This window comes from Aeromonas allosaccharophila (assembly GCF_016026615.1).
Classification (GTDB): Bacteria; Pseudomonadota; Gammaproteobacteria; order Enterobacterales; family Aeromonadaceae; genus Aeromonas; species Aeromonas allosaccharophila.
Window position 1 is genome coordinate 159,091 of record NZ_CP065745.1, and the last position, 22,463, is coordinate 181,553.

A 22,463-nucleotide genomic window follows, 5' to 3' on the forward strand; every position below is an offset into this window, starting at 1 on the left:
GGAGGGCTGCAAAAAGAGAGGGCCGACAAGTGATTTGTCGGCCCTCTCAGGTTTAGTCAGGCTGTTTTGAAATGAGCCACGCGCTGTTACTGAATGCCCGGCAGCTCCACAGCAAAAATCAGCACGAAGGCTTAGTGGGACATTGCCACAGGGGCGTTCTGCGCGGTTACTGGATACCCAACAACTCTACGTCGAAGATCAGCACAGATCCCGGCGGGATTTTGCCCGCGGCACGGTCGCCGTAGGCGAGGTTGGCGGGGATGTAGAAACGGGTCTTCTCACCTTCCACCATCAGCTGTACCCCTTCGGTCCAGCCTGCGATCACCTGATTGAGACCAAACTCGATGGGCTCGCCACGGGCGACCGAGCTGTCAAAGACGGTACCGTCCAGCAGCTTGCCCTCGTAGTGCACCTTCACCTTGCTGGTGGCGGTGGGGTGAACGGTGCCGGTGCCCGGGGTCAGCACTTCGTACTGCAGGCCGGAGGCGGTGGTGGTCACCAGCGGTTTGTCCTTGTTGCTGGCGAGGAACTCGGCGCCAATCCGCACGTTGTCGGCCGCCAGCTTTTTGTTGTTGCTGCTGGAGTAGAAGTAGTAGGCCACACCGGCGATGAGCAGCGCGATCAGTATGAATTTCATCGGTTTTTCCTGTTCCATGAAATGTAAAAAGTGCAATGAGGGCGCCATCTTATCGCGCACCGCTCCTGATGGCGAGCCACAGGACTGGAGGATGTGAGCGGGCAGGCAAAGCTCGGTGACGCAGGTGCAAAAAGGGGCGAGTCGGTGACTCGCCCCTTGTCATGGCGGCGGCGCTTACTTGGCGGCCACCATCATCAGGGCGGGCAGAGCGAAGAAGAGACCCGCCACATAACCCAGTGCCAGCAGCTTGTTCTCGCTGCCGACCCGGGCCAGCCCCTCGGCGGCGCGCACCGGCAGGTCACGCAGCAAGGGGATGCCATAGATGAGCACCACGGCGAAGACGTTGAACAGCACGTGGACCAGCGCAATGGTCATGGCCAGCTGGGCACCGGCTCCGCTGATGGCGGTGGCAGCCAGCAGGGCGGTAATGGTGGTGCCGATATTTGCCCCCAGGGTGAAGGGGTAGAGCTGACGGGTGCTGAATACGCCACCACCGGCCAGCGGGATCATCAGGCTGGTGGTGGTGGAGGAGGACTGCACCATGATGGTCACCAGCGCGCCCGAGGTGATGCCGGTCAGCGGGCCACGGCCCAGCGCCTTGTGCAGCAGCTCTTTGGCGCGGCCAACCAGTACCTGTTGCAGCACTTTGCCAAGATAAGTGACGCAGGCGAGGATCAGCAGGATACCGATGACGATGGTGGCGATGGCGGCACCCTTGCCCGGCAGGAAGGCCACAGCGCTGTCGATCAGCTGCTGGGCCGGTGCGGTCAGCGGCTTCATGAAATCCATGCCCTTCATCGACATGTCGGCGGAGCCCACCAGCAGGTTGGCCAGCCACTCGGCGCTGTGTTGCAGCAGGCCGAACATCAGCTCCAGCGGCAGGAAGATAAACACCGCCAGCAGGTTGAAGAAGTCGTGCACGGTGGCGGCGGCGAAGGCGCGGCGGAACTCGGATCTGTCACGGATATGACCCATGGAGACGATGGTGTTGGTGATGGTGGTGCCGAGGTTGGCCCCCATCACCATGGGGATGGCCATGCCGATGGGCAGGCCACCCGCCACCAGACCGACGATCACCGAGGTGACGGTGCTGGAGGATTGCACCAGCGCGGTGGCCAGAATACCGAGCAGCAGGGCGACAAAGGGGTTGTTGGCAAAGGCGAAGATCCGGGCTGCGCCCTCGGCGCCGCCGGAGAAATCTTTGAAGCCGTGGGAGATGGCGCCCACGGCGACCAGGATCAGGTAGACCAGTACGATGACACTCATCCAGTTGAACAGGGCGCGGGTCGCGGGCGGCTGTGACAAGGAGTGATGGTGTTGCATAAAGCCTCTTGAGACGGGGGACCGTCTTGGGTTGTTGATGACGGGGGCATTTAATCAGTGGTTAATGACAGAAATATGACAAGGTGACGTTTTTATGATGGTTTTGTGACATGGCGATGGCATCACGCTGGTGAGTGAGCTGCGTTGATAAGCCTGCCTTGCACGCTTTATCGAGTGAGGCAGCGAGTTGCGCTGTGAAAAGGGGGGATCAGGGTAAAAATCGGCCTGCTTGTGACTGGAATCACAAATGTCAGGTGCCTGGCTTGAGTGCTGCAGTCTTTAGGTGCAACGTTATAGTAGAACGTTTTACTTGATTGGCAGATTTGCCGATTTCTCTCCCACCCGCAGCGATGTGTGGCAGCACATCAGGAGTCAATAATGGAAGTAGTGAACCGGATCAGGATGGCGCTCGCCAAACTCTCGATGATTGGGCGCGCCCTGATGCTACCTATCTCGTTGTTACCCGCAGCGGGTTTGCTGCTGGCATTTGGATCCAAGTTCGACATGCCACTGATGATGCGAGCCGGTGGCGTGATTTTTGATAACCTGCCGCTGTTGTTTGCTATCGGGTCGGCGGTAGGTCTGGCGGCGGAATCGGGGATTGCTGCGTTGTCGGCGGCGGTCTCCATGCTGATCATCAATACCACTATCAGCACGCTGCTGGGGATAACCCCCGAGATGGCCGCGTCTGGTGGTCGCTATGCCATGGTCATTGGCATTCCCACCTTGCAGATGGGGGTCTTTGGCGGCTTGATATCCGGTATCCTGGCCGCCTGGTGCTACAACCGCTTCCATACCATGCAGTTGCCTGAATTCCTGGGTTTTTTTGCTGGCAAACGGTTTGTGGCGATCGCTACGGCCTTGTTGTCATTCCTGCTTGGCCTGGTGCTGCCCTGGGTGTGGGGGCATGTCCAGACCGGTATTGACGCCCTCTCGCTGGTGGTGAACGGTGATAATCAGGCCTTATCCACCTTTATTTTCGGTACGGTCGAGCGCGCGCTCATTCCTCTTGGCTTGCACCACGTGTGGTACCCCTCGTTCTGGTATACCTTCGGGCAATACACCTCGAGCGCAGGTCAGGTGATCCACGGTGATCAGACTATCTGGTTCAAGATGCTGGAAGACGGCGTGACCAGTTTCAGCACTGATTCTTATCACAATGCGGGCAAATTTATGCAGGGTGAGTTCCCGCTGATGTTGTTTGCACTGCCAGCCGCCTGTCTGGCGATGTACCACGAGGCGTACACCAAAAACCGCAAAATTGCGGCAGGTATCCTGTTTTCGGCGGCCCTCACCAGTTTTCTGACCGGGATCACCGAGCCGGTGGAGTTTACCTTTATCTTCGTTGCGCCCATCCTCTACGTTTTTAACGCCCTGATGGCAGGGTTAGCCTACATGAGCATGTATCTGTTGCATGCCCACATCGCCAAATCGTTCTCGGCTGGTTTGATTGATTACATTTCCTTTGGTGTGCTGCCCGGTCTCAATGGATTCGAGACCAATTTCCTGATGGTCTTTGTGATCGGTATTCCGATGGCCTGTTTGTACTATCTCACCTTCCGATATGTGATCCGTCGTTTTGACATCAAAACACCCGGCCGGGTGGCGGTGCTCAACACCATCGAGGGAAAATCGGATCAGGATCTGGCTGGAGAGATCGCACTGCTGATCGGTGGCGTGACGAACATTCGTCAGGTGGGCTCGTGCATCACCCGTCTGCGCCTTGAAGTGGAGCGTGCGGACCTGGTTGACAAGGAGGGGCTGAAATCCCTTGGCGCACGGGGCGTGGTATTTGTTGGGGATGAGGGAATACAGTTGGTCTTTGGTGCCCGGGCCCAGTTCATTGCCAAGGAAATGGCGGCATTGAGCGCCTGATCTTGTCCCGGGTCCTCTTGCGTTGAGGGCCCGGTGTCGTTTTGTTAAGGTAGCCTGCCTTCAGGTTTGTACGGGATGTCAATGTGGCCAAAGTGAGTATCGTGGATGTCGCCAGGGTGGCGGGTGTCTCGGTGTCGACCGTCTCGCTGGTGCTGCGCAAGAAAGGGCACATCTCCCAGCCGACAATAGAACGTGTGCAGTGTGCCATTGACGAGCTGGGTTATATCTACAACCAGTCAGCGGCCAATCTGCGTAGCCAGAAGAGCAACCTGATCGGGTTGCTGTTTGAGCAACTCGACAGCGATTTTTCCATCAAGATCCTCAAGACCCTGATCCAGGCGCTCGATAAGAAGGGTTTTACCGTCATGGTCAAGACCGGTCAGTTGCAACCACCTCAACTAACCGGTCTTCTCAACGAGTTCAAGGCGCAGCATGTAGCCGGGGTGATTCTGGTCGCGTCGGGGTCACTCGATGAGCCCTCTGCGCAGTCGCTGGCTGCCGTCGAGCTGCCATATCAGATGATTGCCAGTTACCAGGAGGGGGAGGGGATGAGCGATCTCGTGGTTTGCGATCCATACCGCGATGGTTTGACCCTGACCCGCTTCCTGCTCGATATGGGCCATGTCACCACGCTGTTTTTGGGTGGCGAACAGGAGGACCCTGTTTTTACCAGGCGTGCCGAGGGGTATCGTGCCGCTTATCGTGAGCGTGGGATCCCCGAGCGAAAGGCGCTTGTCATCACCTCCGATAGGGATCTGGCTGGCCAGCGCCAACGATTGGAGTCAGCCTTGCGATCGGACAACTCGATTTCAGCGCTGGTCTGCCACTCATTTGCTGCGGCCATGTTGGCGACGCAGTGCATTCTGAAGCTTGGCTACGGTATCGGTAAGGATTTTATTCTGGCTCAGCAGAAGTATGTGGTCTGCTTTCAGGAGGTGGATCGTTTCTCCAGCGAGGTCATGGAGTTACCCTATCTGTTGTTGCCACTGGAGGCGATGACTCACCAGGCGGTGCTGCAGCTCCTTGAGCGTATCCAGAGTGGCACTCCCCAGCCGTTGCGGGCTTTTGCCGGTGATCTGATCTGCTAGAGGCGCTTTGCTCCGACATGTTGGCAGCTCCTGACGCATCTGCAGATTGAGTGAGAGGTGCGCGGGTGTTGGCCTGGTTGACACAGAATGACGGATCCTGCCGATTATCCTGCTGCTGAAGGGAGATGGAGCACAATAAGGCTTGTGATCCCGGGGCGGGACGCTATGCTGCGGCGTTTCTTTTGAGTCGTGGAGTAATAATCGTGATGCGAGCATGGGTTCTCTCTCTTTCCCTCGGGTTGTTGTCAGTCGGTGTGCAGGCCAAGTCAGTGCTGCAGCCGGAGTGCAATCTGGACAAGGCGCTGAAGAACGAGGCGATGGGTGCCTCCGTCGGGGTCAAGGGTCGTTGTGATACCGAGATGCTGATGCGTCAGCAGAAAGAGAAGGCGAAGGACGAGCTGAAAAATGGCACCGCCGATCTGCGCGACAAGGCGAGCGACAGCGTGCAGGGTGTCCGCGATGATGTCAACGCGACCCAGCGCAAGGCCGACAAGGCTGAAGATCAGCTGAAAAAAGCCCACAAGGATGTCAAAGCGGTGGCCAATGATCCGCTCAAGGCTGCTGCGACTGCGGTGATCAACAACGGTTGATGAGTCAGCCTTCCGGCCTGCTGCCGGGGGCGGCGACAAGGGTCGCCAGTCGGTCATCGACAATCGGCGATATAGCGCCGGTGAAATAACAGAAGGGGAGCCATGGCTCCCCTTCTGTGTATCCGTTATCCGCAGAGGATCAGGCGTCAGCCGCTTCCTCGTACTGACGGAACGGGATGCGGAAAACCGCCAGACGCAGGAACAGATAGGTCACGCCGAGGCCAGCCCAGATCAGGCCCAGCTCCAGCGAGCTTTGCTCCAGGTTGATCCACAGGGCACCGATGGTGGCAGCGCCGAGCAGCGGCATCAACAGGTAGATGACGTGATCCTTGAGGGTCTTGTTGCGCTTCTCGCGCACCCAGAACTGACCGATCACCGACAGGTTGACGAAGCTGAACGCCACCAGTGCGCCGAAGTTGACCAGCGCCAGCGCGGTATCCAGATCAAACGACACGGCGGAGAGGGCCAGACCGCCCACCATCAGCACGTTGATGGCCGGGGTGCGGTATTTCGGATGGATGTAGCCAAACACCCGCTCCGGGATCATACGGTCACGTCCCATCACGTAGAGGATGCGCGAGACACCGGCGTGAGCCGCCATGCCGGAGGCCAGTACCGCGACCGTGGTGCAGACCAGTACCACGGACTGGAAGAAGGTGCCGCCAACGTAGAGCGCGATCTCCGGCAGTACCGCATCCGGATGCTGGAAGCGGGAGAGGCTCGGAAAGTAGAGCTGCAGGCAGTAGGAGACCACCACGAAGATGACGCCACCGATGAGGGCCGTCAGCACGATCGCCTTGGGGATCACCTTGCCGGCGTTCGGGGTCTCTTCGGAGAGGGAGCTCAGACCGTCAAAGCCCAGGAACGAGAAGCAGAGGATGGTCGCACCGGTAAAGAGCGGCACCATCTGGGCAGAGTCGAAGTGGAACGGACGGCTGCTCATCAGGGTGCCCGCGCCTTCACCGTGGTAGATGCCCCACGCCATCAGGCCGATAAAGAGGGTGATGATGGCGAGCTGGATCACCACGATCAGACCGTTGAAGTTGGCCACCAGATTGATGCCGCGCAGGTTCAGGAAGGTCATCACGGTCACCAGACCGAAGATGAACACCCAGGGCTCGACACCCGGGAACATGGCGGTCAGGTAGATCTTGGCCAAGAGGATATTGATCATCGGCATGAACATGTAGTCGAGCAGGGATGACCAGCCGACCATGAAACCGACGTAGGGGTTGAACACCTTCTGGGCGTAGGTATAGGCGGAGCCCGCAGAGGGGAACTTGCGTACCAGATGACCGTAGCTGAAGGCGGTGAGCAGGATGCCACCCAGAGCCAGCAGATAGGCGGTGGCGACCCGGCCTTCGGTGATGTCACCGACGATGGCGAAGGTGTCGAAGACAGCCATGGGGGTCAGATAGGCCAGACCCATCACAATCACTTGTGTCAGGGTAAGGGTCTTGAGCAGCTTGGCGTTTTGCGATGCCATTACGCTTTCTCCTCAATCAGTGCCGCAGCACGTGCTTGCAACGAGCGCAGGGATACGATGGATTCGCAAGCCTGTACATCAAGGGCGCCGGGGAGGCGCATACCGGGCTGTACCGGCAGGAAAGCATTAAAACGCCCCATTGTTATCCTCTCAACGTCGGGAGATTGTTTGGCAATCTCGAATATCACTTCCGGAAACGTTCCGGCCTCTTGTGGTGGGTTTGTACTGCACTTCAAAATAGAAAAACCGATGTCGCAGTGAACATCGGTCCTTTATTGGCGGCGTATTGTGCATTCGGTCAGCCCCCTTGACAAGCAATAATGGCCGAAAAACCGCATTTTTTTGCATAACCGGGTGGCAGGTAAGTGGTCACTCGCCCCCTGCGGCTCGTCCCGGGCCTCCCCCCCTTTTTCGGGGGGGTAAACGTCCCCTTCCGTTGCGTATGAAAAAACGGCAAATCTGCGCTGCAGGGTGCATAAAGCCTCAACATTGATCCTGATCATATTTGCCATGACCTGCCCGTGAGCGGGTCATGCCATGTTATCGGCTGACGGGTGAGATGGAGGGGGACGTAGAGGAAAAGTTTTCTGCATATCCATTCACTTTAATGACTGTGAACATGGGGCAGCTTGGCCACGGCAGTGGCATGGCGAGCGGTGCGGGTGGGTAGTTATTTGAAATCAGTCACACTTCTCGCAAAAACTGCACTTCTGGCAACCAGTGCTGCTGGCAACCCGCGCACCGCAGAAACAACAAGGAGCCCGCAGGCTCCTTGGTTGTTTATCGGAGGAGGGTGCCAGCGATTACTGGGCGATCTCCACCTTGTCGGCGGTATGCAGCGGGATGCGGAACACGGTGAGGCGCAGGAACAGGTAGATGGCCCCCAGCGCGGCCCAGATCAGCCCCAGCTCGAAGGAGGAGGGCTCGAGGTTGAGCCACAGTACCCCGATGCAGGCGGCGCCACAGAGCGGCAGCAGCAGATACATCAGGTGATCCTTGAGACACTTGTTGCGACCGAGCTTCACATAGAAGTGGGCAATCACCGCCAGATTGACGAAGGTGAAGGCCACCAGGGCGCCGAAGTTGATCAGCGCCAGCGCCATCTCCAGATCCAGCGACACCGCAGAGAGGGCCAGCAGGCCGACCAGCAGCACGTTGAACGCCGGGGTCTGCCACTTCGGATGGATGTAACCGAAGAAGCGGGCGGGCAGGGCGCGATCACGACCCATCACGTAGAGCAGGCGCGATACACCGGCGTGGGAGGCGAGCCCCGAGGCCAGCACTGCCACCGTAGTGCAGACCAGCACCACCGCCTGGAACAGCTTGCCGCCGACATAGAGGGCGATCTCCGGCAGCACTGCATCCGGATGCTGGAAGCGGGAGATGTCCGGGAAGTAGAGCTGCAGGAAGTAGGAGGTGGTGACAAACAGCACACCGCCAATCAGCGCCGTCAGCACGATGGCGCGCGGGATCACCCGATCCGCGTCCGGGGTCTCTTCCGACAGGGTACTGATGGCGTCAAAGCCGAGGAACGACAGACAGAGGATGGAGGCCCCCATCAGCAGCGGCGACACCTGGATCTGCTCCGAGAAGAAGGGACGGCTGCTGGCCACGGTGCCCAGCCCCTCACCGTTGTGAACGCCCCAGGCGATCAGTCCGATGAAGATGGCGATGATGCTGAACTGCATCACCACGATCAGGCTGTTGAAGTTGGCTACCAGCTTGATGCCGCGCAGGTTGAGAGCGGTCATTACCACCGCCAGACCGAAGATATAGGTCCAGGGCTCTACCTCAGGGAACAGGGCGCCCAGATAGATCTTGGCCAGCAGCATGTTGATCATCGGCATGAACATGTAGTCGAGCAGGGAGGTCCAGCCCACCATAAAGCCGACATAGGGGTGAAACACCTTCTGGGCATAGGTATAGGCGGAGCCGGCTGACGGGAACTTGCGCACCAGATGGCCGTAGCTCAGGGCAGTGAACAGCATGCCGATCAGGGCAAACAGGTAGGCGGTCGGCACATGGCCTTCGGTGATCTCGGTGACGATGCCGAAGGTGTCGAACACCGCCATGGGGGTGAGGTACGCCAGTCCCATAACCACGACTTGCCACAGCTTGAGGGTCTTTTTCAGACCAACCTGTTGGGCCGCCATTATGCATGTTCCTCATGCAGTGCCAGAGTGGCACGGTCCATCAACGAAACCGGGAGAGAGGCCCGGGAATCAAGGGCGCCAGGGCGGCGCACACCGGCCATGGCCGGTTGGAAAGCATTGAGATGCCCCATGTTGTTCCTCACAGAATGTGGTGTCGGGAGATTGCTGCCAATCTCGCTATCTTTTCCGGGGGTGATCCGGCCTCGTTTATGGGTTTGTTCACTGGTTAAAAAAGAACCGATGCCATTGTTTTACATCGGTTCTTTCAGTGGCGGCGCATTGTGCATTTGCAGGGCCCCCTTGACAAGAAAAAAAGGGGGCAAAATTGCATTTATTTGCACAGGTGAGCGGTCACTTTCCTGCTGGTCAGGCCAGCACGGCCTCCAGTGATTTTTCAAGGAGTTGCAGCCCCTCGTCAATCACTGCCGCAGGGGCCGTCAGGGGGGCGAGAAAACGGATGACATTTGCGCGCACCCCGCATGAGAGCAGGACCAGACCGCGCTTGCCCGCCTCGGCCACCAGCCGTTTGGTGAGGTCGGGATCGGGCTGGCTGGCATCACGCCGTTTCACCAGCTCCATGGCCACCATGGCACCGGGGCCGCGAATTTGACCTATGCAGTCAAAACGCTCGGCTATGCGTTCCAGCCCCGCCTTGATCTGTTCGCCCTGATCCAGCGCTTTCTGGTTGAGTTTTTCCTCATCGATCACCTGCAATACCGCCAGTGCCGCGGCGCAGGCGATGGGAGATCCCGCATAGGTGCCACCCAGACCGCCCGGCTTGGCCGAGTTCATGATCTCTGCCTTGCCCACCACGGCAGACAGCGGGAAACCCCCCGCCAGACTCTTGGCCAGGGTCATGATGTCGGGTTCAACCCCCGAATACTCGGTGGCGAAGGTCTTGCCGGTGCGGCAGAAACCGCTCTGGATCTCGTCGCAAATCAGCAGAATGCCGTGCTGGTCGCAGACGCTGCGCAGTTTTTGCATAAAGCTCGGGGAGGCGGGATAGAAGCCCCCTTCACCCTGAACCGGTTCGATGATGATGGCGGCGACGCGACTCGGCTCGATATCGGCACTGAAGCAGAGCTCGAGGGCGAGCAGGGCATCCTCTTCACTCACCCCGAGATAATCGGCGGGGAAGGGGATGTGGTAGACCTCACCCGGGAAGGGGCCAAAGCCGGTCTTGTAGGGCACCACCTTGCCGGTGAGCGCCATGCCCATCATGGTGCGGCCGTGAAAGCCCCCCTTGAAGGCGATGGTGCCGCTGCGGCCGGTGTGGGCGCGGGCAATCTTGATGGCGTTCTCGACCGCCTCGGCGCCAGTGGAGAGAAACAGGGTGCGCTTCGGCGTCGGGCCGGGCACCAGGGCGTTGAGCTTTTCTGCCAGCTCGATATAGCCGGGATAGGGGGTGACCTGGAAGCAGGTGTGGCTGAATTTTTCCAGCTGTTCACGCACTGCCGCCACCACTTTGGGGTGGTTGTGGCCGGTGTTGAGCACGGCGATGCCGGAGGCAAAGTCGATATAGCGGTTGCCCTCCACATCCCACAGCTCGGCATTTTGCGCCCGGTCGATAAAGACCGGCAGCAGGGTGCCGACGCCGTTGACCACGGCCGCTTCGCGGCGCGCTTGCCACGCCTTGTTTGATTCTGACTGACTCATCTTTCCTCCCTGAGGGGCCGCAGCCCCGATATTCCCTGAACATGTGGCGGGCGATCTGTCGCCCATCACCGCCGATCGGTTCAGATCGACGGCCTGTGGTTTGCTCTGCAGCAGCCCTCTTGGGTGAGGCGGCTGGCCTGTTTAGACCTCGTGCCGCCTAGGGTGAGCTTCTGCATCTATCTATCAAAGCGATGGATGGAGTGGCCAAGGCATCTGTGAACGGGATGCCTTGGCCCTCTGCTGCCCTAGCGAATGGCGCCAAAGCAGAGGTATTTGGTCTCCAGATACTCCTCCAGCCCCTCGGCGGCTCCTTCGCGGCCCAGACCCGACTCCTTGATGCCGCCAAAGGGGGCCAATTCGGTTGAGATGATCCCCTCGTTGATGCCGACCATGCCGTATTCGAGCTGTTCGGCCACCCGCCAGACCCGTGCGATGTCACGGCCATAGAAGTAGGCGGCCAGGCCATAAGGGGTGTCGTTGGCAATGGCGATGGCCTCGGCTTCGCTCTCGAAGCGTACCAGCGGCGCGACCGGGCCGAAGATCTCCTCCTGCAGGATGGGGTTGGTTTTAGCCACCTTGCCCAGAATGGTGGGGCGGTAGAAAAGGGGCCCAGCGGGGTGGGCTTCGCCCCCCAGCAGCAGTTCGGCACCGGCGGCGACCGATTGCTGCACCAGTTCGGCCACCTTGCTGGCGGCGGCGGGGTTGATCAGCGGGCCAATTTGGGTGCCCTCTGCCATGCCATCTCCTACCTTGAAGGCCTTGACGGCGGCGGTCAGCTTCTCGGCGAAGGCGTCATAGACGCTCGACTGCACCAGAATGCGGTTGGCGCAGACGCAGGTCTGCCCGGCGTTGCGGTATTTGGAGGCGAGCGCCCCGGCCACCGCGGCATCGAGGTCGGCATCGTCAAAGACGATAAAGGGGGCGTTGCCACCCAGCTCCAGCGACAGCTTTTTCATGGTGTCGGCGCATTGGCGCATCAGCAGCTTGCCGATGCGGGTGGAGCCGGTGAAGGAGAGCTTGCGCACCACCGGATTGCTGCACAACTCGTTGCCTACCGCGCTCGCCTGATGGCTGGTGACGATGTTGATGACCCCGGCGGGGATGCCCGCCTGCTCGGCAAGCAGCGCCAGCGCCAGCGCGCAGAGCGGCGTCTCGGCGGCGGGCTTGATGACGATGGTGCAACCGGCGGCCAGCGCCGGGCCCGCCTTGCGGGTGATCATGGCAATCGGGAAGTTCCACGGAGTGATGGCTGCGACCACCCCCACCGGCTGCTTGATGGTGGCCAACCGGCGATCGCCGCTAAAGCCCGGGATGGTGCGGCCATAGGCGCGCTTGCCCTCCTCGGCGAACCACTGGATAAAGCTGGCGCCGTAGGCCACCTCGCCCTTGGCTTCCGCCAGCGGCTTGCCCTGCTCGCAAGTCATGATGCGCGCCAGCTCGTCGCTGTGGGCGGTGATGGCGGCAAACCAGGCGTAGAGCTTGTTGCTGCGCTCCTTGGCAGTCAGCGCCGCCCAGGCGGGTTGCGCTGCGTGGGCGGCGGCGATGGCGCGGCGGGTATCCTCGGCATCCATGTCGGGCACCTGGGTAATGACGGCGCCGCTGGCGGGGTTGGTGACCTCGAAGGTGCGGCCGCTGGCGGCGTGGCACCACTGTCCATCTATATAGGCGCGGGATGTGATCAAGCTGGAGTGAGATGTTGTTCCTGACATGAGAAGCCTCGAGTGTGGGTCAGAGCAGCTGGTTGCCGGAGTGAGCCGACCCTTCCTGCGCCGCTGCCGTATAAAATAATAAGCACAGGAAGACCATAATTTGAGCTGAAATGTTTTTCAAGTGTTAAATATATTTGAATTGCTGGGGGGCGTCATGCTAGAAAATGGGCTGTGTAGCGCGTTTTTCCCCGTTCGCTTGCTGGCTGCAAGTGGGCAAGCGATCGGGAGATGGTAAATCAGGTGTGCAAAATAATGAACGGTTGCGCTGTGTAACATAGTGAACGGCAAGGGAAAGCTGGTCGGCTATTTTAACCAGTAGGGTAAACAGGCCACGCGTGATCCGATGCGATCACGCGCGAGCAGGGGAGGCTGATGATGCAAGGATGCAGAGAGAGCGCAGCAAGAGGGGGCTTGCCATGAGCGGGCCACAGAGCAGGGAGAGCGTGGCCCGTGGGCTGGGTGCGGCAGACGCAGGGGCGCATACCATGGGGGAACGATTGGCGGCGGTGCGCCATCAGCTGGGGCTCTCCCAGCGGCGGGCGGCCGAGCTGAGCGGCTTGACCCACGGCGCCATCTGCATGATCGAGCAGGACAAGGTGAGCCCGTCGGTTGCCTCCCTGCAAAAGCTGCTCACCGTCTATGGCCTGCCGTTGTCGCGCTTCTTCGCCGAGGAGGAGAGCCGCACCCCGGAGGTGGTGATCAAGGCTGATCAGCTTATCGAGCTGGGCAGTCAGGGGGTCTCCCTCAAGCTGGTGCATAACGGCAACAACCGCCGCCAGCTCGGCTTTATGCTGGAAACCTATCCCCCCGGCACCGACACCGGCGGTCAGGTGACCCATCAGGGGGAGGAGGTTGGCACCGTGCTGGAGGGATCCGTGGTCCTGACGGTGGCGGGCCAGAGTTATCCGCTGGAGGCGGGCGACAGCTACGTGATCGACACCGGCGAGCCCCACAGCTTCAGCAATCCGTCGGGGCAGACCTGTCGCATCGTCAGCGCCCACACCCCGGCCAGTTTTTAATCTAGGCAGTAGTTTGGCAACCGAACCGGTAAGGAAACAGGGATCATGACCGAACATGTAAACAGTTACTACGCAGCCAGCGCCAATAAACATGCGCCCTACCCGACATTGACCGAGCAGTTGGAGTGCGATGTCTGCGTCATCGGCGCGGGCTATACCGGCCTCTCCAGCGCCCTGCATCTGGTGGAGAAGGGCTACAAGGTTGTGGTGCTGGAGGCGGCCCGGGTCGGTTTTGGCGCCAGCGGCCGCAACGGCGGCCAGATCGTCAACTCCTACAGCCGCGACATCGACACCATAGAAGCGAACTGCCCGCCGGATCAGGCCAGGCTGCTCGGTTCCATGCTGTTTGAGGGGGGCCAGATCATCCGCGAGCGGATCAAGCGCTACAACATCCAGTGCGATCTGCAGCAGGGGGGCGTCTTTGCCGCCGAGACCGAGAAGCAGCTGCATGAGCTCAAATCCCAGTATGCCCGCTGGCAGAAGTGGGGCAACGACCAGCTGGAGTTGCTCGATGCCAAGGGGGTGCGCGAGGTGGTGGCGAGCGATCGCTACGTCGGCGCCCTGCTCGACAAGAGCGGCGGCCATATCCACCCGCTCAATCTGGCGTTGGGGGAGGCCGAAGCGATCCGCATGCAGGGGGGACAGATCTTCGAGCAGTCTGCCGTCACCAGCATCACCCCGGGGCAGCCAGCACTGGTCAAGACCGCCAAGGGGGCGGTGAAGGCGCGCTTTGTGGTGGTGGCGGGCAACGCCTACCTCGGTAATCTGGTGCCGGAACTGGCGGGCAAGAGCATGCCCTGCGGCACCCAGGTGATCGCCACCGAAGTGCTGGGGGAGGAGCGGGCTCGCTCCCTGTTGCCGCAAAACTACTGTCTGGAGGATTGCAACTACCTGCTCGACTACTACCGCACCTCCGGCGATCATCGGCTGCTCTATGGCGGCGGCGTGGTCTATGGCGCGCGGGATCCGGCGGATATCGAGCGGCTGATCATCCCCAAGATGCTGAAAACTTTCCCGCAACTGGCAGGGGTCAAGGTGGAGTACACCTGGACCGGCAACTTCCTGCTCACCCTGTCGCGCCTGCCGCAATTTGGTCGCATCGGCCCCAACATCTACTACATGCAGGGCTACAGCGGTCACGGTGTCACCTGCACCCATCTGGCGGGCAAGCTGCTCTCAGAGGTGCTGAGCGGTCAGGCGGAGCGCTTCGATGCCTTTGCCAAACTGCCGCACTACCCCTTCCCCGGTGGTCGGCTGTTCCGTATCCCCTTCACTGCCGCGGGCGCTGCCTGGTATACCCTGCGCGACCGGTTGGGGGTATAAGGGCCGCCCAGCGAGAGATGCGGGTTGGTGCTTGCCGCTCTGCGAGCGCAGATGCCAGCTCCCATGCCGGAAACAACGAGGCCACCGCGAGGGTGGCCTTGTTGTTTATCAAACTGCAGCGCGCTGTTTAGCTGTAGAAGGCTTCAACGGTGCCCTTGAGCTTGATCAGAATGGGCTGACCACGGCGATCCAGCGCTTTGGGGGAGGGGATCTTCACCCAACCTTCGCTGATGCAGTACTCCTCGACATCGGTGCGCTCTTTGCCGTTCAGGCGAATACCGATCGGGTGCTCGAAGCAGGCGGCCACATAGTGAGGGCTGCGGGGATTGCAGGAGAGGTGATCCGGCAGAGCCGGTTTGGTGCTGGTATCGCTCATCGATATAACCCGAAATGAATAAAAAGTGGGTCATTGTAGAGAATGCCGCCATGGCATTCAAGGCGGCCAAAAAACAGGCAGAGGATGCCCGCCATCGCTATGGGCGACCCGCTTATCCCCGTTGCCAATGCATCACCAGCTCGGGGCGGCCGCTATGCTCGCACAACTGCTGCTCACCCTCTTTGAAACCGTTGCGGCAATAGAAGCGCCGCGCCTGCTTATTTTCGGCGTAGACCGTCAACTCGAGCTGGTCATATTGGGCTTTGAGGTGATCGAGCAGTTGGCGACCCAACCCGAGTGATTGGTGAGTTGGGGAGATAAACAGTGCGGCGACAGACCCCTGATACCAGGAGATAAAGCCCAGCAGCTGACCATCCTCCTCATAGACCCAGCTCTTGCTGGCGGGCAAGTAACTATCCCTCATCGCCGCCCGTTGCGCTTGCCAAAAGGCGGTGGAAATAAAGTCGTGGGCTTGCAGCGATGCCTGATACCAGAGCTCGACGGCGGCATCCAGATCGGTTGTTAATAATGGGCGGATCATAGTGGCCTTAATAACAAAGAGTGGGAGTAATGCAGGCTCGATGAGCGCAGCGTAATCGGGCATTCGCGGTAGCGAGAGGGGGGGGGGAGAGTCCTGCCTGACACCCGGTTCGCCGTAACCGTTCACCGGGACGGTGTTGACAGCACCAACTCCTCCGGGAACGGGTAGTCGGTTTTCTCGATGCAGGACCTGACAACTGCCCTCAGCCACTCCTGCGGGCAGCGGCCCAATCGCTTGGCCGTCTCCACCAACGATAGGATACGCTGCCTGAACTGCTCGCCTCGATGCGACCAGACGCCATAGCTTCCCTTGCGCCACAGCACATAGCCACGCAGCGCCCGCTCCGCTTCATTGTTGGTCAGCGCTATCTCGTCGTTTTCCATAAAACGCCATAGCATCTCATCGTCCTTGAGCAGTAACTGGCAGCGCCCACGGTAGCGCTTGGAACACAGTACACTGCCCCGCTCCAGCTGCCTTCGCCAGCTTTGCCGACATCGCTGCAACCTTCGCTGGTACTGCTCCCGGCTTAAGCAGCCTTGTTCATAGCCATGCCGGGTTCTGAACACCGTGTCAGCCAGCAGTACCAGCCGGGCTCCGATAGGCTGGTTGACGGCGTCGCTACTCTCGGCAATCGCCGCCACGTTGCGCAGCACATGCGCCCAGCACAGTTGGCGCTGGGCGCTGTCGATGAAGCGGTATCCCGCATACTGGTCGGTCACCAGCACCCCATCAAGCTCACTGCCCAGCAACCGCTTCGCTGCCTCCTGACCGCGGCCAAACGCCGTCATGAAGCAGACCGCGACCTTGCTCAGGGCCAGCCACATCCAGCGTCGCTCACCGCCCCGCTGGTGCCGGGTTTCATCGGCATGGATGATGGCGGCAGACTGCACTTGCTGTTTGATGGCTTGGTGGGTCGGGGTGAGCATGGCGCTGACCCGGCCTTGCGCTTCACTGATGGCGCCTCGGCTAAAGCTCAAACCGAAGTGCTGCTTGAGCTGCTGCTGTATCTTGCTGATGCTCTGGTGGAACTGACCACTCTGCAAAGCGATATAGCTCAGCAGATTAGCCCCCATCTGGCTGTGGCTCACCGTATCGGGCAGGGCTGCTTCACTGGTGGTGACGCACCCACGGCAGGTGCCCCGATACAGCTGATGCTCTGTCACCACATAGCTGACCTCGGGCAGGTCAAACACCTGATGAACCCGGTAGGGCTTGTCATGGGACACCACCTGCTCACCACAGCAGGCGCACTGCCGGGCAGGATAGTGTGGTATTGCCGTCAGTCGGTCGTCCTCAGGATGACGTTCACGCCGCTGCCCCTTGTGGCCAGGCTGGGCACCACGAGCCTTGCCGGAAGCGGGGCGCTTGCGCGCAGGCGGGGTCCCCGAGCCATCAGTGGAGGGGGGCTTGGAGGAGTTATTGCTGTTTTGGTTGAGGCGGTCTTCAAGCTCGGCGATGCGCGCCATCAGCTTGTAAATCAGCTCGTTGGCTTGCTCGAGGGTCAGCGGCAGGCCGGGTGGTGGCGTAATGGGTTTGCTCATGACGTGATGGTGCCAAGCTGGCGGGATCAGGCAAGGGGCAACAGTGGATCAAGGGATGATCGTCTCACTTTTTCCTGTCAATGCCATCTGGGTGAACAGTTACGGTTCGCCACCTTGGCCAAAACGGCAAGGCTGTGATTTATGTAATTCGTGTCGCCGTAATACCTGTCACCGTATAGTGTCGCTCGACATTGACGGTTATTTCCCCCCAGCGGGAGGATTTGACTCTGGCCTGATGCGCTTGAAAAGCCGCCTGATCAACAAACTCTTCATAGACATCGAATCGGCAGGGATTGAGAGGATCTTGGTTCACCTTAAAGATCAGACAGCCGGTTTCAGATCGGGTTAACTGGATATGGTTATCAAGTTCATCCTTGACCGCAGTCAAATCGTTGGAGGACACGATAATAAATCCCTTTAATATCACTCTGCTCATAAATCATCCTTAAATATAATTATCGTGAGATTGATATCGAACTACTTGGTTTGTGTTGGACTATTGCAAATAGCCATAACCACTTTGGTGCGGCGAGCTGTAAAATCGACGCTTTGAAACATCCTCTTTAACCATTTTTATGAAACTAGCCAAGATGTATCTCAAGTCGCTCACATAACTCCCATAACGCTATTTTGTTTGAGTCATAATCAAGAAGATTGCTTGCCTCAAGAGCCCCACACCAACGAAACTCGGAATGTTCAGGTGATAACTTAGGATCGCCAGTCACTTGTACGGAGAATGAATACTCAGGGATTACATAACGATGGTTTATCCAATGTTTATGGCCGGTGTAGTAGACCTTTGGTAGCATGCACATCGAATCCAACTGCTGCCAATTTGTCCCAACTAAAGATGTTTCTTCGAGTAATTCTCGTTTGGCTGATTCGAGTAAAGACTCCCGTTCCTCACCGCCACCAGAAATAGCTTGCCACACATCATTGTCGTTCCTGCGTCCGAGTAGAAAACGAGTTTCAACACCTTCATGTTTATATGGAATAATTAAAACTTGAAAAGGCGCTCTCATTGAATACCCCCCAAAACACAAAATGTATCAACCGGGTGTTTTGTATATATAAATAAAGTGTTCGCTACCGCACTCAAGTTACAGCCCCTGACTTGCTGCTTTTAACCCATGTTCTGCGGATAACACCCTTCTGACAGCGAATGCTCATGGTGTGGCTCCGGAAGCGGTTTTATGCCGCACTACCATGATACCGATTGAAGCCGGTGGTGGAAGGGCTGGGGGGCGATAATCAGTGCCGGATCAATAAATTAAAACAACTTGGGTGGCAGAAACGACAAGGCCCCCGAGGTCGGGGGCCTTGTGATAGGGCCATCACTGGCGAGGCTGCACTGGGCAATGCCGATCAGGGCAAGTCTAGGGTAAAGCGGGCGCCGCCGAGGGGGGATTCATCGACCCGGATCTGGCCGCCGTAGCTGTGGACGATCTCGGTGACCACCGCCAGACCGATGCCCTGACCCGGCGAGCTGTCGGCGCGAACGCCACGCTGGAAGATCTGCTCCGATTTGGCCGGGTCGATACCCGGGCCATCATCTTCCACTTCGATGCGCAGCCGTTCGAGATGGCGGCGCACCGTTACGTTCACTTCGCTGATGGCAAACTTGCAGGCGTTGTCGAGCAGGTTGCCCATCAGTTCCATCAGGTCGCCCTGTTCGCCGTGAAAGAGGGCATCATCATCGAACTTGAAATGGGTTTGCAGCTTCTTGTGGCGATAAACCTTGGTCAGGCTGGCCAGCAGTTTTTCAATCAGCGGCACCGGCTCGGTGCCCTTGCTGGCAAGGCGCTGGCGGCCGGTAACGGCGCGTCTGAGCTGATACTGGATCATCTGATCCATGGTGAGGATCTGCTCGTTGATGTTGTCGTGGATCTCCCGCCCCAGTTGCACTTCGCGGGTGGTGATCTGGATCAGCGCCAGCCGGGTTTTCAGGCTGTGGGCGAGATCGTTGAGGGCGTGCTGGTAGCGCTGGGTTTGCTGGCGTTCGTTTTCCAGCAGCTGGTTGACCGAGTCGGTCAGCGGGGCCAGTTCCCGTTCGAATTCGTTTGACAGCGCATCGCGCTTGCCAGCCCGGATATCGTCGATCTGGCGGGCGATGGTGCGCAGGGAGCTGAGGCTCCAGAAGGTGGTGAGCAGCAGCAGTCCGGCCAGCAGCAGGTAGGCGAGCAGCGCCTGACGGGCGGTCTGATAGAGGTAGGTGCGCGACTCTTCGTGATAGCGTTTGGCCGAGTCGATCATCACTACGTAGTAGGCGGTGGTGCCACTGCCGGGATTGCGGATAAAACGCAGGCTGTAGACGTAGTAGCTCTCGCCGTTCTTGATGGTGTGTTTCTTGAAGAAGTAGTCGAGATCCATCCCCCCCAGATACTTCATCAGATCGCGGCAAATGGTATGTTTGGCCTTGATCACCTCCGGCATATGGAGGCTCGACCAGACCAGCTCGCCATCGGCGCGGCAGATCAGGGTGTCGAGGTTGCTGTCACTGGCATCGCGGGACATCCGCCCCAGTTCGACGGTGGGGCCCTTGTCGTCCGGCTCGGTGGAGGAGAACAGCTTGGCCAGGTTCTCCTGCATCCGGGCACTGGCCTTCTGGCTCTGCTCCTCGATATGGCCGAGGTAGAGGGCGTAGACGGCAAACCCCATGATCAGCGCGATGACCAGCAGCGAGCTGAGCAGCAGTTTGATGTGCAGGGAGCTGCGGATCATCCTGATGGGGCGCGGCAGATGAAACTGCATCAGTTACACGACAGGTTGAAGATGTAGCCCTGGCGCCGGATGGTGGAGATGGGTTGAATCGTCCCTTCCGGATCCAGCTTCTTGCGCAGGCGGCTCACCATCACCTCGATGGTGTTGGGGTCCCCTTCGCCGTCGCCGTAGAGCTGGTCGAGCAGTTGCTGCTTGGAGACCACCTGACGGGCGTTGCGCATCAGGTACTCCAGAATGAGGTATTCAAAGCTGGTGAGCACCGCCACTTCACCGGCGATGGTCAGCTCCTTGCGGGAGAGATCCAGCTCGTAATCACCGGCCTTCACCTTGGGCGAGATAAAACCGGCGCTGCGGCGCACCAGCGCATTGAGGCGGGCCAGCAGCTCATCTTTCTGGAACGGTTTGACCAGATAGTCATCAGCACCGGCTTCCAGTCCTTCGACCTTGTCCTGCCAGTTGCCACGGGCGGTCAGCACAATGATGGGGAAGGGGATCTGCCGTTCACGCAGTCGCCGGATCAGTTGCAGGCCATCCATATCGGGCAGACCGAGGTCGATGATCGCCACATCAATGGGGTAGTCAACGGCATAGTGCAGAGCAATCTCGGCCTTGTCGGTGCTGTAGACCTGATTGTCGGCTTCGGTCAGCAGGGAGGAGAGGTGGTGATTGAGCAGCTTGTCGTCTTCGACCAACAGAATTTTCATGATGTGAACGGTCATAGGGATCCAGGCTGTCAATTAGAAAGTGAATGTCGCTTCGAGTCAATTCGAATCCTATCTTGCCACTCCTGTATCGGGACTGAATCAGGGGGCTTCAGAGTTTGCAGCAACTGGTCGTTTATCCATTGTCCGTTGTTGTCGATGGCGCTTTGGTCAGTTCATTGCTGATCGCCATGCTGCGAAAGGTTTGACGAAATGAGAAAGGTAGCCGGAACGTGGCTGGCGCGGCTGAAGGGTCGGGAGCGCAGCGACTTCCTCTATATTGTCTGGCTCTGCTGGGGAGCAGCTCTGCTGCTCTATGTGCTGGGGTCACCCTGTTTTCTGTGGCCAGTGGCGCCGATGCCGCTGGTTCTGCTTGTCTGGTTGATGGAGAGAGTCGGGATGTTTGGAAAAAAACGTGATGGGGCGGCCAGTGTGTCAGCCGGGGCAACGGTCATTGCTGCCGGCGCCCGCTTCAAGGGCGAGTTGCAGGTCGAGGGGGATCTGGAGGTGCGCGGTCACGTCAATGGCACCATCCAGCTCACCGGCGGTGTGCTGCGCATCATGCAGGGCGGCACTGTCGAGGGTGATGTGAGTGCGCCCCACGTGCTCATCAATGGTCTGCTTGAAGGCACCTGTACCTCCGCCGAGGTGGAGATCCTAGAGAGTGGCAAGATGCAGGGGATCTTCAAGGGTGGCAGTCTCTCCATCTGCAAGGGCGGCAACTTTGTCGGTCAGTCCCAGCCCACCGTGGCCGGCAAGGCTGATCCCGTGTTGCAAGCCTTGTCTGAAAACCGATCGCCCGAGAACAAGCAGCCAGAGAACAAGAACAATGTGAAGAAGCTGCCGCATGAGCCGAAAGGCAAGGCGACCGAGGAGCTGGCCAAGCAGGCGTGATGCCGTTTGCCAGCCGTGCAGATGACGGTTGTTCAGGGAAACAGAGAGGGGGCCACGATGGCCCCCTCTCTGTTTCCCCGTTACCCGTTAGCTGCGGTGCGGCGGCAGCATATTGGTGAGGGTGTTGTCTTTGAGAATATGGTGGTGATAGAGGGCCGCCACCGTGTGCAGGCCGATCAGCGCGTAACCGATATTACCCAGGGTCTCGTGTACCTCCTTGATCAGCCCCTTGAGGTCCGGACTGGGGGATAGCAGGGCCGGCAGCTCAAGCCCGAAGAAGGGGATGGGCTTGCCCGCGGCGCTCAGCAGCAGCCAGCCAAACAGCGGGGTGAGAATGAGAAAACCGTAGAGGGCGAGGTGGGCCAGTTTTGCCAGCTTGTGCATGACCGGGGAAAGCTCGGGCACGATACGGGGTGTTGGGCTCATCCAGCGCAGCGCCAGTCTGACAAATACCAGAGCGAAGATGAGCAGCCCCAGCATAAAGTGCCACTCCTTCATCAGATCCCGGCCAGGGTCCCCTTTGGGGAAGATATCGCGAAATTCGATCAGGGCGTAGACGGCGATCATGGCCCACAGGGTCAGCCAGTGCAGCCCGATATTCAGGGTGCCGTAACGTTGTTCACTGTTCATCAGCATAGGTTTGTTCCTTCAGATTGGTTGTCACATCCGTGTGGCATCCCCGCTGAACAGCATATCGAAGCGAGGCCGGATCCCTTGGCGGTAACTGCCGTGCTGCCACCACTTGCCTGTGGCCAGCAGCCTTAAACGGGCGGCAGTCGGAGGGCAAATTCCCTCTACTCTCTGCATGGTATCACTGGCAACCGGGTTGA

General features: G+C 59.2%; 20 protein-coding genes. 6 read left to right on the forward strand and 14 right to left on the reverse strand.

Annotated features, from left to right (window positions below):
• Positions 1-166: 166 nt before the first annotated feature.
• Positions 167-637 (reverse strand): FKBP-type peptidyl-prolyl cis-trans isomerase, encoded by a 471-nt coding sequence (locus I6G90_RS00685; RefSeq protein ID WP_005338245.1) that lies wholly within the window; start codon positions 635-637, stop codon positions 167-169.
• A gap of 174 nt (positions 638-811) precedes the next feature.
• The gene (locus I6G90_RS00690; protein ID WP_139405865.1) at positions 812-1,960 is read right to left on the reverse strand and encodes a Na/Pi cotransporter family protein; all 1,149 of its coding nucleotides are present in this window, start codon (positions 1,958-1,960) and stop codon (positions 812-814) included.
• 378 nt (positions 1,961-2,338) lie between these two features.
• Here I6G90_RS00690 and I6G90_RS00695 point away from each other — a divergent pair, with 378 nt between their 5' ends.
• From I6G90_RS00695 to I6G90_RS00705, 3 genes are all read left to right on the forward strand, one after another.
• Entirely contained in the window at positions 2,339-3,835 is a 1,497-nt protein-coding gene (locus I6G90_RS00695) for a PTS transporter subunit EIIC (protein WP_197929256.1), read from the forward strand.
• Between the two features lie 83 nt (positions 3,836-3,918).
• A complete protein-coding gene (locus I6G90_RS00700; protein ID WP_197929257.1) occupies positions 3,919-4,923 on the forward strand; it encodes a LacI family DNA-binding transcriptional regulator in 1,005 nt (334 codons plus the stop codon).
• A 206-nt stretch (positions 4,924-5,129) separates the two neighbouring features.
• Positions 5,130-5,513 carry a hypothetical protein gene (locus I6G90_RS00705; protein WP_042063537.1) on the forward strand — a complete coding sequence of 128 codons (384 nt, stop codon included), beginning with the start codon at positions 5,130-5,132 and terminating at the stop codon, positions 5,511-5,513.
• A 139-nt stretch (positions 5,514-5,652) separates the two neighbouring features.
• On the opposite strand, the gene I6G90_RS00710 is transcribed toward I6G90_RS00705, so the two are convergent.
• The 4 genes from I6G90_RS00710 to I6G90_RS00725 form a co-directional block, all read right to left on the reverse strand.
• Complete coding sequence (locus I6G90_RS00710) at positions 5,653-6,999, reverse strand: APC family permease (RefSeq protein ID WP_058054339.1); 1,347 nt, start codon at positions 6,997-6,999, stop codon at positions 5,653-5,655.
• 803 nt (positions 7,000-7,802) lie between these two features.
• Positions 7,803-9,152 carry an APC family permease gene (locus I6G90_RS00715; protein ID WP_042657529.1) on the reverse strand — a complete coding sequence of 450 codons (1,350 nt, stop codon included), beginning with the start codon at positions 9,150-9,152 and terminating at the stop codon, positions 7,803-7,805.
• A 366-nt stretch (positions 9,153-9,518) separates the two neighbouring features.
• Positions 9,519-10,808 carry a 4-aminobutyrate--2-oxoglutarate transaminase gene (gene gabT / locus I6G90_RS00720; protein ID WP_197929258.1) on the reverse strand — a complete coding sequence of 430 codons (1,290 nt, stop codon included), beginning with the start codon at positions 10,806-10,808 and terminating at the stop codon, positions 9,519-9,521.
• Between the two features lie 245 nt (positions 10,809-11,053).
• Positions 11,054-12,517, reverse strand: a complete 1,464-nt coding sequence (locus I6G90_RS00725; RefSeq protein ID WP_197929259.1) for an NAD-dependent succinate-semialdehyde dehydrogenase — start codon at positions 12,515-12,517, stop codon at positions 11,054-11,056.
• A 416-nt stretch (positions 12,518-12,933) separates the two neighbouring features.
• Between I6G90_RS00725 and puuR the strand changes: the two genes are divergently transcribed.
• Entirely contained in the window at positions 12,934-13,536 is a 603-nt protein-coding gene (puuR, locus tag I6G90_RS00730) for an HTH-type transcriptional regulator PuuR (protein WP_042062867.1), read from the forward strand.
• 45 nt (positions 13,537-13,581) lie between these two features.
• Positions 13,582-14,859 carry an NAD(P)/FAD-dependent oxidoreductase gene (locus I6G90_RS00735; protein WP_058054342.1) on the forward strand — a complete coding sequence of 426 codons (1,278 nt, stop codon included), beginning with the start codon at positions 13,582-13,584 and terminating at the stop codon, positions 14,857-14,859.
• 127 nt (positions 14,860-14,986) lie between these two features.
• On the opposite strand, the gene I6G90_RS00740 is transcribed toward I6G90_RS00735, so the two are convergent.
• The 7 genes from I6G90_RS00740 to I6G90_RS00770 all read right to left on the reverse strand — a co-directional run bounded on the left by I6G90_RS00740 (position 14,987) and on the right by I6G90_RS00770 (position 20,742).
• Positions 14,987-15,235, reverse strand: a complete 249-nt coding sequence (locus tag I6G90_RS00740; protein ID WP_005338226.1) for a DUF3297 family protein — start codon at positions 15,233-15,235, stop codon at positions 14,987-14,989.
• A gap of 112 nt (positions 15,236-15,347) precedes the next feature.
• Positions 15,348-15,776 (reverse strand): N-acetyltransferase, encoded by a 429-nt coding sequence (locus I6G90_RS00745; protein ID WP_197929260.1) that lies wholly within the window; start codon positions 15,774-15,776, stop codon positions 15,348-15,350.
• A 122-nt stretch (positions 15,777-15,898) separates the two neighbouring features.
• Positions 15,899-17,317 carry an IS66-like element ISAs21 family transposase gene (locus I6G90_RS00750; protein WP_004576012.1) on the reverse strand — a complete coding sequence of 473 codons (1,419 nt, stop codon included), beginning with the start codon at positions 17,315-17,317 and terminating at the stop codon, positions 15,899-15,901.
• A 139-nt stretch (positions 17,318-17,456) separates the two neighbouring features.
• The gene (locus I6G90_RS00755) at positions 17,457-17,753 is read right to left on the reverse strand and encodes a putative quinol monooxygenase (RefSeq protein WP_197929261.1); all 297 of its coding nucleotides are present in this window, start codon (positions 17,751-17,753) and stop codon (positions 17,457-17,459) included.
• Between the two features lie 145 nt (positions 17,754-17,898).
• Complete coding sequence (locus I6G90_RS00760) at positions 17,899-18,339, reverse strand: NUDIX hydrolase (RefSeq protein WP_197929262.1); 441 nt, start codon at positions 18,337-18,339, stop codon at positions 17,899-17,901.
• A 343-nt stretch (positions 18,340-18,682) separates the two neighbouring features.
• Positions 18,683-20,068 carry an ATP-binding protein gene (locus I6G90_RS00765; RefSeq protein ID WP_197929263.1) on the reverse strand — a complete coding sequence of 462 codons (1,386 nt, stop codon included), beginning with the start codon at positions 20,066-20,068 and terminating at the stop codon, positions 18,683-18,685.
• Entirely contained in the window at positions 20,068-20,742 is a 675-nt protein-coding gene (locus I6G90_RS00770) for a response regulator (protein ID WP_042063363.1), read from the reverse strand. Before I6G90_RS00770 ends, I6G90_RS00765 begins: the two co-directional genes overlap by 1 nt.
• 210 nt (positions 20,743-20,952) lie before the next feature.
• Between I6G90_RS00770 and I6G90_RS00775 the strand changes: the two genes are divergently transcribed.
• Positions 20,953-21,633: a bactofilin family protein gene (locus I6G90_RS00775; protein ID WP_197929264.1), complete on the forward strand. Its 681-nt coding sequence runs from the start codon at positions 20,953-20,955 to the stop codon at positions 21,631-21,633.
• A gap of 87 nt (positions 21,634-21,720) precedes the next feature.
• Here the strand turns inward: I6G90_RS00775 and I6G90_RS00780 are convergent, their stop codons facing one another.
• The gene (locus I6G90_RS00780; protein WP_042081001.1) at positions 21,721-22,269 is read right to left on the reverse strand and encodes a cytochrome b; all 549 of its coding nucleotides are present in this window, start codon (positions 22,267-22,269) and stop codon (positions 21,721-21,723) included.
• Between the last annotated feature and the right edge of the window lie 194 nt (positions 22,270-22,463).

Excerpts from the sequence above, each read along its gene's own strand:
- I6G90_RS00685 (WP_005338245.1), bottom strand. The coding sequence starts at position 637 with ATGAAATTCATACTGATCGCGCTGCTCATCGCCGGTGTGGCCTACTAC.
- I6G90_RS00690 (WP_139405865.1), bottom strand. The coding sequence starts at position 1,960 with ATGCAACACCATCACTCCTTGTCACAGCCGCCCGCGACCCGCGCCCTG.
- I6G90_RS00695 (WP_197929256.1), top strand. The coding sequence starts at position 2,339 with ATGGAAGTAGTGAACCGGATCAGGATGGCGCTCGCCAAACTCTCGATG.
- I6G90_RS00705 (WP_042063537.1), top strand. The coding sequence starts at position 5,130 with ATGCGAGCATGGGTTCTCTCTCTTTCCCTCGGGTTGTTGTCAGTCGGT.
- I6G90_RS00710 (WP_058054339.1), bottom strand. The coding sequence starts at position 6,999 with ATGGCATCGCAAAACGCCAAGCTGCTCAAGACCCTTACCCTGACACAA.
- I6G90_RS00715 (WP_042657529.1), bottom strand. The coding sequence starts at position 9,152 with ATGGCGGCCCAACAGGTTGGTCTGAAAAAGACCCTCAAGCTGTGGCAA.
- gabT (WP_197929258.1), bottom strand. The coding sequence starts at position 10,808 with ATGAGTCAGTCAGAATCAAACAAGGCGTGGCAAGCGCGCCGCGAAGCG.
- I6G90_RS00725 (WP_197929259.1), bottom strand. The coding sequence starts at position 12,517 with ATGTCAGGAACAACATCTCACTCCAGCTTGATCACATCCCGCGCCTAT.
- puuR (WP_042062867.1), top strand. The coding sequence starts at position 12,934 with ATGAGCGGGCCACAGAGCAGGGAGAGCGTGGCCCGTGGGCTGGGTGCG.
- I6G90_RS00735 (WP_058054342.1), top strand. The coding sequence starts at position 13,582 with ATGACCGAACATGTAAACAGTTACTACGCAGCCAGCGCCAATAAACAT.
- I6G90_RS00740 (WP_005338226.1), bottom strand. The coding sequence starts at position 15,235 with ATGAGCGATACCAGCACCAAACCGGCTCTGCCGGATCACCTCTCCTGC.
- I6G90_RS00745 (WP_197929260.1), bottom strand. The coding sequence starts at position 15,776 with ATGATCCGCCCATTATTAACAACCGATCTGGATGCCGCCGTCGAGCTC.
- I6G90_RS00750 (WP_004576012.1), bottom strand. The coding sequence starts at position 17,317 with ATGAGCAAACCCATTACGCCACCACCCGGCCTGCCGCTGACCCTCGAG.
- I6G90_RS00755 (WP_197929261.1), bottom strand. The coding sequence starts at position 17,753 with ATGAGCAGAGTGATATTAAAGGGATTTATTATCGTGTCCTCCAACGAT.
- I6G90_RS00760 (WP_197929262.1), bottom strand. The coding sequence starts at position 18,339 with ATGAGAGCGCCTTTTCAAGTTTTAATTATTCCATATAAACATGAAGGT.
- I6G90_RS00765 (WP_197929263.1), bottom strand. The coding sequence starts at position 20,068 with ATGCAGTTTCATCTGCCGCGCCCCATCAGGATGATCCGCAGCTCCCTG.
- I6G90_RS00770 (WP_042063363.1), bottom strand. The coding sequence starts at position 20,742 with ATGAAAATTCTGTTGGTCGAAGACGACAAGCTGCTCAATCACCACCTC.
- I6G90_RS00775 (WP_197929264.1), top strand. The coding sequence starts at position 20,953 with ATGAGAAAGGTAGCCGGAACGTGGCTGGCGCGGCTGAAGGGTCGGGAG.
- I6G90_RS00780 (WP_042081001.1), bottom strand. The coding sequence starts at position 22,269 with ATGCTGATGAACAGTGAACAACGTTACGGCACCCTGAATATCGGGCTG.